At 70.4% G+C, this 12,128-nt stretch carries 9 protein-coding genes and 1 pseudogene; 2 read left to right on the top strand and 8 right to left on the bottom strand.

Annotated features, from left to right (window positions below; genetic code table 11):
- Positions 1-31: 31 nt before the first annotated feature.
- From ACFE7U_RS15355 to ACFE7U_RS15345, 3 genes are all read right to left on the bottom strand, one after another.
- Entirely contained in the window at positions 32-706 is a 675-nt protein-coding gene (locus tag ACFE7U_RS15355; protein ID WP_375410587.1) for a PepSY-associated TM helix domain-containing protein, read from the bottom strand.
- Between the two features lie 50 nt (positions 707-756).
- Positions 757-1,440, bottom strand: coding sequence for a Fe2+-dependent dioxygenase (locus tag ACFE7U_RS15350; protein ID WP_375410586.1), 684 nt, complete (start codon positions 1,438-1,440; stop codon positions 757-759).
- 159 nt (positions 1,441-1,599) lie between these two features.
- A complete protein-coding gene (locus tag ACFE7U_RS15345) occupies positions 1,600-3,846 on the bottom strand; it encodes a TonB-dependent receptor (RefSeq protein WP_375410585.1) in 2,247 nt (748 codons plus the stop codon).
- Between the two features lie 252 nt (positions 3,847-4,098).
- Between ACFE7U_RS15345 and ACFE7U_RS15340 the strand changes: the two genes are divergently transcribed.
- Positions 4,099-5,094, top strand: a complete 996-nt coding sequence (locus ACFE7U_RS15340) for a tetratricopeptide repeat protein (protein WP_375410584.1) — start codon at positions 4,099-4,101, stop codon at positions 5,092-5,094.
- Between the two features lie 332 nt (positions 5,095-5,426).
- Here ACFE7U_RS15340 and ACFE7U_RS15335 read toward each other — a convergent pair whose 3' ends face one another.
- The 4 genes from ACFE7U_RS15335 to ACFE7U_RS15320 all read right to left on the bottom strand — a co-directional run bounded on the left by ACFE7U_RS15335 (position 5,427) and on the right by ACFE7U_RS15320 (position 9,313).
- Entirely contained in the window at positions 5,427-6,581 is a 1,155-nt protein-coding gene (locus ACFE7U_RS15335) for an App1 family protein (protein WP_375410583.1), read from the bottom strand.
- Positions 6,582-6,648: 67 nt separating this feature from the next.
- Entirely contained in the window at positions 6,649-8,289 is a 1,641-nt protein-coding gene (locus tag ACFE7U_RS15330; protein ID WP_375410582.1) for a DEAD/DEAH box helicase, read from the bottom strand.
- Positions 8,290-8,345: 56 nt separating this feature from the next.
- Positions 8,346-8,597 carry a DUF3297 family protein gene (locus ACFE7U_RS15325; protein ID WP_375410581.1) on the bottom strand — a complete coding sequence of 84 codons (252 nt, stop codon included), beginning with the start codon at positions 8,595-8,597 and terminating at the stop codon, positions 8,346-8,348.
- A gap of 92 nt (positions 8,598-8,689) precedes the next feature.
- Entirely contained in the window at positions 8,690-9,313 is a 624-nt protein-coding gene (locus tag ACFE7U_RS15320) for a CatB-related O-acetyltransferase (RefSeq protein ID WP_375410588.1), read from the bottom strand.
- An 84-nt stretch (positions 9,314-9,397) separates the two neighbouring features.
- Between ACFE7U_RS15320 and ACFE7U_RS15315 the strand changes: the two genes are divergently transcribed.
- On the top strand, positions 9,398-11,731 hold the full coding sequence (locus tag ACFE7U_RS15315; RefSeq protein ID WP_375410580.1) for an NADP-dependent malic enzyme: 2,334 nt from the start codon (positions 9,398-9,400) through the stop codon (positions 11,729-11,731).
- 53 nt (positions 11,732-11,784) lie between these two features.
- On the opposite strand, the pseudogene ACFE7U_RS15310 reads toward ACFE7U_RS15315, so the two are convergent.
- Positions 11,785-12,128: pseudogene (locus ACFE7U_RS15310) on the bottom strand (hypothetical protein); the annotation flags it as partial.

Here is a 12,128-nt window from a genome sequence, read left to right as displayed (position 1 = left end):
CGGTGACGGCCTTGCGCATGGCGGGCGGCTTTCAGGAATGGATGAAGAGGAGGGCGACGAGGACCGGCGCGAGGAGACCAAGGCCCACCACCGGCCAGGTCGCGGGGCGCCTCGCCGAATGGAACTGCAGCAGCACGAGCCCGGTCAGGCAGAAGACGAGGCAGGCGCCCGAGAACACGTCGAGGAACAGGCTCCAGGCGGGGCCGGCATGGCGGCCCTTGTGGAGGTCGTTGAGGTAGGAGATCCAGCCGCGCCCGGTGCGCTCGTAGAGCACGGCGCCGTCGCGCCGCCCGAGGCTGACGAAGCCGTCCCCGCCCGGGCGCGGCAGCGAGAGCAGGACCTCGTCGCGGGTCAGCTCGGCCTCGCGGGTCCCGGCCGAGACGCCGAGCGTCGTCTTCAGCCAGTCGCTCACCGGGCCGGGCAGGGTCGCCCGGCCGGTGGCCGGCAGAGCCGCGAGGCTCGCCTTGAGGTCGGGCGGCAGGCTGGCCTCGCGGGATTCGACCGCCGGCTTCCCCTCGAAGCGCCCGGCATGGTTGAGGGTGATGCCGGTGACCGCGAAGAGCAGCATGCCGACGAGGCACAGTCCCGAGCTGACCCAGTGCCAGGCATAGAGCTGCTTCATCCAGAAGGCGCGCCGCGCCTTGGCGCGCTTCGCCCGCGCCAGGGTCTCGCGCCCCTCCCCCATCGCGGCGGTCTTGGTGCGCATCGGCTTTTTCCCGAAAGCCGGCAACCACCTTTCGGGCCGATGCGTGAGGCTCACAGCTCGGCCCAGCGCCGCAGCAGGTTGTGATAGGAGCTGGTGAGCGCGATCACCGCCGGGTTGTCGTCGGAGAGCGCGGCGCGCGCGCCCGTGATGCCGCGGTCGAGGTCGTAGAGCAGCGCGCGGGCGCCGTCGTCCTTGACCATCGATTGCGACCAGAAGAACGCCGACCAGCGCGAGCCGCGGGTGATCGGCTCGACCCGGTGCAGCGAGGTCGCCGGGTAGACGATCATGTCGCCAGCCGGCAGCTTCACGTCGTGCTGGCCGAAGGTGTCCTCGATCACGAGCTCGCCGCCGTCGTACTCGGCGGGGTCGGTGAGGAAGAGCGTGGTCGAGATGTCGGCGCGCATGCGGATGCCCGCACCCGGCACCATCCGGATCGCTCCGTCGACATGGGCGCCGAACCCCATCCCGACGTCGTAGCGGTTGAACAGCGGCGGCAGCACCCGCAGCGGCAGGGCGGCGGCGTTGAAGAGCGGGCTGCGCCCGAGCGCGCGCAGGATCAGGTCGCCGAGTTCGCGCGCCACGGGTGCGTCCTCGGGGATCTGGAGGTTGTGCTTGGCGCGCGCCGCCTGGGCACCGGCGGTGACGCGGCCGTCGACCCAGTCGCCGGCCTCGAGGCGCGCCCGGCACCGGGCGACCTCGTCGGGGGTGAGGACGGATTTCACGTGGACGAGCAAGGGCTGGGGTTCCGTATCGCGTTGTCGATGAAGCACCTCCCCTCCCCCTTGCGGGGAGGGGTAGGGGGTGGGGTGGTTCCGCTGGCCTCGACCCAGGGTCACCCAGCCACCCCCACCTCCAACTCCTCCCCACAAGGGGAGGAGAGCCGCGTGAGACCTTCAGAACCGGGTGCCGACGCTCACGAGCACCGTCCGTCCCGAGAGCGGCACGGCGCGCGTGGAGAAGGAGGAACCGTAGTTGAGCTCGTCGGTCAGGTTGTAGGCGTTGAGGGCGACCCGGTAGCTGTCGGTCTCGTAGGAGATCAGCGCGTCGAGCGAGAAGCTGCCGGGGATGCGGGTGATGTTGTCGCTGGCCGGGAAGTAGCCGTCGTCCACCGTGACGCCGCCGCCGACCGTGACCTTGCCGGGCAGGCCCCACCAGCCGCGGGTATGGGCGGTGAGGTCGTAGGTCGTCCACAGCGAGGCGGAGTTCTCGGGCACGAACGGGGCCTTGTTGCCGATGCTCGGGCCCGACTGGACCTTGCCGTCGAGATAGGTGTAGCCGGCCAGGATGCTCCACTCGTCGGTGAGGCGGCCGGTGATCGAGGCCTCGAAGCCCTGGACGCGGCGGCGCTCGCCGGCATCGAGAGGCCCGAGGATGAGCCCGCCGGTGACGGGGTCGACGTCGAAGCTGTTGCTCTTGTCGACCCGGAACAGCGCGCCGGCGACGCCGAGGCGGCCGTCGAACAGGCCGATCTTGGCGCCGATTTCGTAGAGGTCGCTCTCCTCGGGGGAGAGCTGGTTCGAGGTCGGCACCTCGATGCCGGTGGAGTTGGCGACGTACTGCCCCTGGGGCGAGAACCCCTTGGCGTAGGAGACGTAGTAGGTCTGGTTCGGCGTCGGCTGCCAGATGCCGCTGACCTTGGGGCTCGCGGCGTTGGTGTCGGACTTCTGGTCGGCCGCGAACAGGCCCGATTGCGGTCCGGTCGTGTTGGTGGCGGCGTAGCGGCTGAGGAAGCGGTCGAGGCGCACGCCGCCCAGGATCGAGAACTGCTCGGTGAGCCAGACCCGGTCGCTCACGAAGAAGGCCGCATTGGCGCCCTCGCCGACGCGGCGGTTGCCGTAGTTCCGCGTGAGCGCGTAGCCCTCCTGGGCGGAGGCCGGGGTCCGGACGTTCTGGTCCCGGCGCGTCCCGGCGATCGCGAAGTTCACCCGGTCGTCGTTCTGGTAGAAGAAGTCGAGGCCGGCCACGACCTCGTGGCGCAGGAAGCCGGTGTGGAACTTCATGATCGCCGTCGTCACGTTCTGGGCGCCCCAGGCGGACTGGTCGAAGCTCTGGCCGCCGCCGGCGCTGTAGGTGACGAGCGGGTTGCCCCCGGAGAAGAAGCCGCCGATGCAGCCGAGCGTGCAGGTCGCCGCCGTCGTCGAGAAGTTGCGGTCGTAGAACGACAGCCGCGAATCGTTGGTCACCGTCAGCCAGGGTGCGATCTCCCACTTCATCAGCGAGGTGAGGAGGTGGACGTTGGCGTCGTCGCGGTCGGTGGCACGCACATAGGAGGTCGAGCGCGGCAGACCGAACTCGGTGAGCGGCTTGGCGTAGCGGTCGCCGGGCCGGCGCGCGGTCGGCACTCCGTAATCGGGCGTGCGCTCGGAGTGCTGGTAGAGGTAGTTCAGGTACCAGGTCGTGTCGGTGCCGATGCCGAAGCCGAGCGAGGCGGCGAGACCCGCCCGGTCGGACGACACGTTGTTGCGGTCCTGGATGTCCTGGCGATGGACCATGCCGTTGAGGCGGATCGCCGTCGTGGCATTGATCTGGCGGTTGACGTCGAAGGTGCCGCGCGCCGTCGGCCCGCTGCCCGTGGTGCCGTCGACCGCGGTGAAGTCTGAGAGCAGCGCCCGCTTCGAGATCGTGTTGATCGCACCGCCCGCGGTGCCGAGGCCGAAGGTCTCCGATGACGGCCCCTTGATGACCTGGACGTCGCCGATGTTGAAGGCATCGCGGGCGTAGACGCCGAAGTCGCGCAGGCCGTCGAGATAGATGTCGTTCTTGGCCTGGAAGCCGCGGATGCGGAACTGGTCGCCGTTGAGCCCGCCATTGCCCTCGCCGGCCGAGACCGTGATGCCGGGCACGTTGCGCAAGGCCTGCTCCAGGGTGGTGGCGTTCTGCTGGCGGATGACCTCGCCCGGAACCACGCTGATCGCCTGGGGCGTGTCCTGGACGCGGCCGGGCAGGCGCGACAGGCCGGTGCCCTGGTTGAGCGTGTTGGGCTGGCGCCCGTCCCATCCCTCGACGCTGAGCTGCGGCAGTTCGGCGGCAGCCTCCTGAGCCTCGGCGTCGAAGGGGATGAAGGCGCCGAGCGTCGCCGCCAGACCGATGCCGAGTCCGCCGGCCCCGGTCCATTCCCGCAGTGACAACGGCTCGTTCATCGATCCAACTCCTGACGGACTCCGAGCGCGCTTCAAGCATGTGAGACAGTGTATTTCAAGCGGACTCTGCAATCATCAAAGCCATGATGCAAGGAAGAGACAAAGTGTAATCGTTATAAACTTACATTTTAATAGCTACAAACTAGATAAACAGTAGCTTGATCGTCCTCGGAGCCGGACCTATTCCATAGCAATGCCTGCCCTTCCGCTGGAAACATTCCAACCAAGCGGGGTCGGCGGTCTGGAACCGGCATGATGGTGCGCACGTCCTCAGCTCCGCCCTCCCCCGTCCCGGTGGTTGACCTGTGGAACCTGCACCGGAAGACCGAGGCCGAGTGGCGCGTCATCCTGGCGACGCGGCCCGAGGAGGCGGTGGCGTGGATCCGGCTCGCGGCCGGCAAGGGTTTCAAGGCGGCGCAACTGGTGCTCGGCCAGATGCATCTCGACGGGCACGGCGTCCCGCGCGATCCGGCGGCGGCCCATGGCTGGTTCGCCAAGGCGGCGGCGATCGGCAGTGCGGAGGCCCGCAACATGGTCGGGCGCTGTCACGAACTCGGCTGGGGGGTGCCCGTCGACCACGCGCAGGCGCTGGTCCACTACCGCAAGGCCGCCGCCGCCGGGCTCGACTGGGCCCATTACAACATCGGCTGCCTCCTCCTCTACGGGACCGGGGTGGGCCGGAACCACGGGAAGGCGTTCGCCAGCTTCACGGTCGCGGCCGGGCTCGGCCATGCCAAGGCGCTGGGCATGCTCGGGCGCTGCCACGAGGAGGGCTGGGGCACGCTGGTCGACCGGGCCATGGCGCGAACGCTCTATCGCCGCGCCGCCGCGGGCGGGGATTGCTGGGGGGCGCTCAATCTCGGCCTTCTGCTGTTCGAGGGCGGGCAGCAGGACGAGGCCGCGTCCTACCTGCAGGAATCCGTCGCGCTGGCGACGCCGAACTGCCTGGCGACCATCATCGACACCCTGGGGCGGCGGCCCGAACCGGTTTTCACGACGGTGGTGGGTGAAGCGGCGCGACGAGCCGACCTGATGCGGGCCGCCAGGCGCGCGCAGGGCGATGCCCGGCCGGAGGCGGTGCCGAGGGGCCGGACCGCGAGGCTTGGTCAAGGGCTGCCTGGGCAAGGGATGCCTGGGCAAGGGATGCCATCCCGGCCGCTGCGCTTCGCCCTCCTCCTCGGAGCCGCCCTGACGACGGCGGTTCGCAGGCGCCGCCGGGCGCGGCATCGGTGGTCTTCGCCGGCCTGACCGGCCCCGAGGATATGGCCATGAGCAACCTGACGGTCGCCGCCGTGACCGTGACGGAGGGTCGCGACCCGTCGGCGGGCTTCGGCTCGAGCAGAGATCTGGCCGCCTATGCCGACGTGAGGGCCGCCCAGATCAACCCGATGGAGCACTCCCTGCCAGTACGGGATCTACGAGGGCCGTCTCGCGTTCGGGGACGGACCCTTCGGCGGCGGCACGGTCGGCTGATCCCGCAAGCCCGATCCTCCATGCCTGAACGTCGAAGACACGGCGTCACCGGGGGCCGGCCATCCGGGACAGCGGGCGGCCCCGTGCGCTCCGGGAGTGACCGAGCGCTACTTGATGACGACGCTGGCGGGCTGGTCCGGATCGGTCGCGGCGACCGCGAGGGGATCGTCGCGCTCGCCCCGGACCTCCGCCACCGCGTCCTCCGCGATCAGGCCGAGGCCGGCCGCGTGCTCGGCCATGGCGACGCTGTCGGCGGCCAGGACGAGGCTGCTGCCGGCTTGCGTCACGGCGATCGCGAGGCGCTCCACGTCGGCGATCCGCCCGGCTTCACGCGACACGTTGCGGATGTAGACCGCGAGGACGCGGCCGGGATTCTCCTCGACGATCCGCGCATAGACCTCCGGATCGTGCTGGCCGCTGTCGCCGATGAGGACGACGGGCAGATCCTCGTAGAGCGCGAGCATGTGGGCGATGAGCGCCCGCTTGTGATCCTCGGCCTTGCGCGGCCACGGCCGCTTCCAGGACAGGCCCCATTCGCGCAGGAACAGCACCGGCCCCTGCGGGATGCGATGCAGGGTGAAGAACGTGCTCAGCATGTCGTAGATGCCCCACGGCGCCCGCGAGACGTAGAGCATCGGGTTGCCCTCTACGCCGGTCTGCCCGGCATGCAGAGCCCGGTAGAACGCGGCCACGCCCGGAAAGGCGACGCGGCTCTCGGCATCGGCGACGAAGAGGTGCCACAGCATCTTGAGCCTGTTGGCGACGCCGGTATGCATCACCGTATCGTCGATGTCGCTGATGAGGAGGAAGCGGCATCGCGACGTGGGGATGAACACCTGTCCCTGCCCCCTCAGCGGCGGGTCGGTGTCGACCGCGAGGTCGACCGGGTGCCAGGCGATCTCGTCCGGGGGCGGTTCGCAGAGGCGCATCGCAATGCGAAAATAGCCGTCGCGGTCCGTGACCACGCGCGTCTCGGCGCCGCCGAAGCGGGCGACGACTGCGGCGCCCGCGACCCTGCGGCGGCGGATGCGCCGGCCTATGTCGCGCAGGTTCCGGCGGATCTCGCTATCCCGCTCGACGTGCTCGGGCCGCGACTGCCGGAACACCCGACCGATCAGGAAGATCTCGTCGTGCGAGCCGTAGCCCCGATAGGCTTCCAGCACCGTGCCGTGGCGGCCCTGCGCGCGCCGCACCGGGCGGGCCGCGAGCGCCAGGAGCCCGTTCGCCGCCCGGCGCCATGTGGATGGCCTCGACCCCTTCACCGCAAAATCCCTCCTCACGGCGTAGCGCCGGACGATCAACGCGCGGCGACCGGACAAGTGCGGCCCGTCAGGACGCGACGTCGGAGAGTCGGCGGGTATCGGCGAAGACGCGCCCGTCCGGCAGCCGATAGCTGATGCTCTCGGCGTTTCGCCCATTGGCACGGACCTGGATCGCCAGGGGGCGCACGAGGTCGCCCTGCTGCTCCAGCGCCTCGGCCACGGTCATCGGGGCCGGCCGGCCGCCGGAGAGCTGGCGCCACCACGCCACCGCCTTCTCGCGAGGATAGCCGCGCTGCTCCAGGTCGAGGCGGACGCGATGGCGCCGGCCGCCCGCGAGACGGAAGGCCACGTCCAGGCTGTCGGCGGCGGGCGGGCCGGCATGAATGGCGAGGCTCCAGCCCTCGACCCGCTGCCAGTCCGGCGACGATCCGGAGAGGATCGGGTTCTCGTCGTCGGCGCAGGGTTCATGCGCGGCGTCCTCGTCCCGCTCGTCCGGCTCGACCCAGCAGGCCTCGCAGGTGCTGGCGTTGAGCGCGATGAGGGCGCCGCAGCCGGGACAGGGTTTTGCCCGCACCTCGCCCTCGCGGCCCTTGATCGCCGCGGCGCTGCGCGCCGTCACGATGTCGACCGGCCCGTGCATGCGCACGAGGCCGGCGTAGTCGAGGATCAGTCCATCGGCCTTGCCCGGCGCGAGGCGCAGGGCGCGGCCGACCTGCTGCACGTAGAGGCCGGTGCTCTGGGTCGGGCGCAGCAGGGCGACGAGGTCGACCCGGGGCACGTTGAACCCCGTCGCGAGCACGCCGACCGAAGTCAGGCAGCGCAGCCGGCCATCGCGAAAGGCCGCGATGACGCGGTCGCGCTCGCGCTTGCCCGTCTCGCCGGAGATCGTCTCGCAGGAGACGCCCTCGGCCCGGATCGCGTCGCGCACCGCCCCGGCATGGGCGACGCCGGCACAGAAGGCGAGCCAGGACCGGCGGTCGCGGCCCCATGCCACCATCTCCTCCACGGCAGCACGGGTGATCCAGTCCTGGTTGACGGCGGCCTCCAGAGCGCTCGGGATATAGTCGCCGCCGCGCTTGGGGACCGCGGCGACGTCGAGGGTCGTGGCGGTCGCCTTGGAGACCAGCGGCGCGAGGTAGCCCTGGTGGATCAGGTCGCCGACATTGGCCTCGTAGAGGATGCGCTCGAACAGGCGGCCCTCGCCCTCGTCGAGGCGGCCGCTGTCGAGGCGGTAGGGGGTGGCGGTGAGGCCGACCACGCGCAGGCCCGGCCGCGCGGCCCTGAGGCCACCGAGGAAGCGTCCATATGTGGTCTCGGCGCTGCGCGGGATGAGATGCGCCTCGTCGACGACGACGAGGTCGACCGCGCCGATCTCGGCGATCCGGCCGGCCACCGACTGGATGCCGCAGAACAGGACCTGGGCGCCCGCATCGCGGCGGCCGATCCCGGCGGAATAGATCCCGGCCGGCGCATCCGGCCAGTAGCCGAGGAGCTCGCGGTGGTTCTGGGCGATGAGCTCGCGGGTATGGGTGACGACCGCCACGCGCAGGCTCGGGTCCGCGCCCAGGACTTCGCGCACCAGGGCGGCGATGACCAGGGCCTTGCCGGCACCGGTCGGCAGGACCACGAGCCCAGCGCGCTCGCCCGCGCCCCAGGAGGCATGGACGGCGTCGAGGCTGGCACGCTGGTAGGGGCGAAGCAGCATCACGCGGGCCGCCGAGCGGCCCAGGTCGAGGACCGGCGCCGGCTCAAAGCTGCGGGCGCTCAGGCCTCGCCGGACTCATCGCGGAAGTAGGGCTCGACCGAGCCCTTGAGCTTCACCGTCATCGGGTTGCCGGCGCGGTCGAGGGTCTTGCCGGCGGAGAGGCGGACCCAGCCCTCGCTCACGCAGTACTCCTCGACATTGGTCTTCTCGACGCCCTTGAAGCGGATGCCGATGCCGCGCTCCAGGATCTTCTCGTCGTAGAACGGGCTGTTGGGGTTCACCGCGAGGCGGTCGGGGGGGGTGTCGGACATCGGCGGCGGGCCTTGGGGCGAAGACATCGGGAAGAGAAGACATCGGGAAGCGACGTCATGTGCGGAAACGAAGTGATTGGCAGGCGGCGGGTTTAGGAAATTCGCCGGTCCGCCGCAACGCTCTCGCTCCGCAGCGCGGCCACCAGCTCGGCGACGCGCCCGCTCTGCAGCAGCGGCACAAGGGCCGAGACGGTGCCGGGGTCGCGCTCCCACCAGGCGGTGTCGAGGAGGTCGGCGACGGTGTCCGGATCGAAGCGGTGGCGCACGACGCGGGCGGGATTGCCCGCCACCACCGCGTAGGGCGGCACGTCACGGGTCACCACGGCGCGCGCGGCCACCACCGCCCCGTGGCCGATGGTGACGCCGGACAGGATCAGGCAACCCGATCCGAGCCAGACGTCGCTGCCGATGGTGACGTCCCCGCGCGAGGATTGGTAGTCGGCCGGCGCCTGCGCGCCGGGCCAGAGCCCGCACATGGCCGCGAACGGGTAGGTCGAGGCCCAGTCGAGGCGGTGGTCGCCGCCGAGCATGATCTCGACATGGTCGGCGATCGAACAATACCGGCCGATTGTCAGCCTCCGGCCCGCCCGGGCGAAGCGCACCTTCGGGCGTCCGTACGAATAGGCGCCGATGCTGAAACCGTGTGCCCGCACCAGTCGCGCGAGGTGAAGACGGGTCTCGTTGTGCGGGTTGCGCAGGTTCCGCAGGCGGTGCAACAGGGTCGTCAACAGGCGCAACCCGAACGCGATCGGGCCGGCGCGGCAGCGCGTGAGCGGCGCGCATTCCAGGGAGTGAGGGCCATGGGCGACAACATGTCCGACGATCTCAAGTCCGGGGCGCTCGTCTATCACCGCCTGCCCCGCCCGGGAAAGCTCGAGATCCAGGCGACGAAGCCGCTGGGCAACCAGCGCGACCTGGCGCTGGCCTATTCGCCGGGCGTTGCCGCGGCCTGCGATGCCATCGCCGCCGACCCGCGCGAGGCCGCCACCCTCACCATCCGGCAGAACCTCGTCGCGGTCCTCACCAATGGCACCGCGGTGCTGGGCCTGGGCAATATCGGGCCGCTCGCCTCGAAGCCCGTGATGGAGGGCAAGGCGGTCCTCTTCAAGAAATTCGCCGGCATCGACGTGTTCGACATCGAGGTCGCAGAGAACGACGTCGACAAGCTCGTCGACGTGGTCTGCGCCCTGGAGCCGACCTTCGGCGGCATCAACCTCGAGGACATCAAGGCGCCGGAGTGCTTCGAGGTCGAGGAGCGCTGCCGCGCGCGGATGAACATCCCTGTCTTCCACGACGACCAGCACGGCACCGCGATCATCGTGGCGGCCGCCATCCTCAACGCGCTCGAACTCGCCGGAAAGCAGCTCAGCGACGTCCGCATCGTGACGTCCGGGGCGGGCGCCGCGGCGCTCGCCTGCCTCAACCTGCTGGTGTCGCTGGGAGCGACGCGCGAGAACATCACCGTCACCGACATCAAGGGCGTGGTCTACAAGGGCCGCGCCGAGCTGATGGACCGCTGGAAGGACGTCTACGCGCAGGACACCGAGGCGCGCACGCTCGCCGAGGTCATCCCGGGTGCGGACGTGTTCATCGGGCTGTCCGCCGGCGGCGTGCTCAAGCCAGAATACCTCGAGACGATGGCCGACAAGCCGCTGATCATGGCGCTCGCCAACCCCTACCCCGAGATCATGCCGGATCTGGCGCAGGAGAAGCGCCCCGACGCCATGATCTGCACCGGCCGATCGGACTTCCCCAACCAGGTCAACAACGTCCTGTGCTTCCCCTACATCTTTCGCGGGGCGCTCGATGTCGGGGCGACCTCGATCAACGAAGAGATGAAGAAGGCCGCCGTGAAGGCGATCGCCGCGCTCGCCCGCGAGACGCCCTCGGACGTCGTCGCCCGCGCCTATGGCGGCGAGGCGCGGCCGTTCGGCCCGCGATCGCTGATCCCGAGCCCGTTCGATCCGCGCCTGATCCTGCGCATCGCGCCCGCCGTCGCGCAGGCGGCGATGGATTCGGGCGTCGCCGGCCGGCCGCTCGAGAACGTCCAGGCCTACGCCGATTCGCTGGACCGTTTCGTCCACCGCTCCGGCTTCATCATGAAGCCGATTTTCTCCAAGGCGAAGGAGGACCCCAAGCGCGTCATCTATTCCGAGGGGGAGGACGAGCGGGTTCTGCGCGCGGCGCAGGCCATCGTCGAGGACAAGGTGGCGAGACCCATCCTCGTCGGGCGCCCGCGGGTGATCGAGACGAGGCTCAAGCGCTTCGGCCTCTCGATCCGCCAGGGCGAGGATTTCGACCTGATCGATCCCGAGGACGATCCGCGCTACCGCGACTACGTCGCGACCTATCTCGACGTGGCGGGCCGGCGCGGCATCACCCCGGATGCGGCCCGCACCCTGGTGCGCACCAACAACACGGTGATCGGTGCCATCGCCGTCCGCCGGGGCGAGGCGGACGCCCTGATCTGCGGACTGGAGGGACGCTTCGAATCACGTCTGCGGGCGATCCGCGACGTGATCGGGCTCGCACCCGGCGTCCTCGACTTCGCCGCCATGAGCCTCATCGTCACGAAGAAGGGCGCCTTCTTCCTCGCCGACACCCATGTCCGACCGGACCCGAGCGCGGAGGAGATCGCCGACGTTGCGGTGGCCTGCGCCAGCCACGTCTCGCGCTTCGGCCTCACCCCGAAGATCGCGCTCCTCAGCCACTCCGATTTCGGCCAGTCCGATTCGCGCTCGGCGGTGAAGATGCGCACCGCACTGGGGCTGATCCAGGCGCGCCGGCCGGAGCTGCAGGTGGACGGCGAGATGCAGGCCGATACCGCCCTCTCCGAGCTGATCCGCGACCGGGTGATGCCGGTCTCGCATCTCAAGGGTGCGGCCAACGTCCTGGTCTTCCCGAACCTCGACGCCGCCAACATCGCCTTCCAGTTCGCCAAGGTGCTGGCCGACGCCCTGCCGGTCGGGCCGCTGCTGATCGGCCCGGCGCACCCCGCCCACATCCTGTCGCCCTCGGTGACGGCGCGCGGCATCGTCAACGTCACCGCCGCGGCGGTGGTGGAGGCGCAGGCGAGCACGGTGCGGCCCAAGCTCGATGCCGCTGAGCCGGGGGCGGCCCCGACCGAGCCGTAACGGCGGTCGGCGCACGCGATGCCCGGTGGCGTGGACGACCGGCACGAACGGCGTCACGGCACCCATACGGCCGTCATAAAAGGCCGCGGTGGCACCGAGGATGAGGGCGAGCGCCGCCTAGAGCGCACCCTGCGAGGCGGCGCTGCGGGTGACCTCGGCGGCGCCTGGGCCTTCTGCTTGGCGTCGGCGGCGGTCTTCTCGACCTGCTTCCCGTCGTCCTTGATCTGGGTCCGGGCTTGATCCATCAGGATGCCTTGGGCTTTGGCGGGGGCGTCGGCGGCCTTGGTTTCGATCTGGGCCTTCCGGGACTCGTCCCCCGACAAATCGGCCTTCACGGCCTGCGTCGCGGTCTCGCGCAGGGCGGCCGGGTCCTGGTTTCCGGTCGAGCGGCGCACCT

The organism is uncultured Methylobacterium sp., assembly GCF_964251405.1.
Lineage (GTDB): Bacteria > Pseudomonadota > Alphaproteobacteria > Rhizobiales > Beijerinckiaceae > Methylobacterium.
This window is presented reverse-complemented; position numbering and strand designations above follow the sequence as displayed.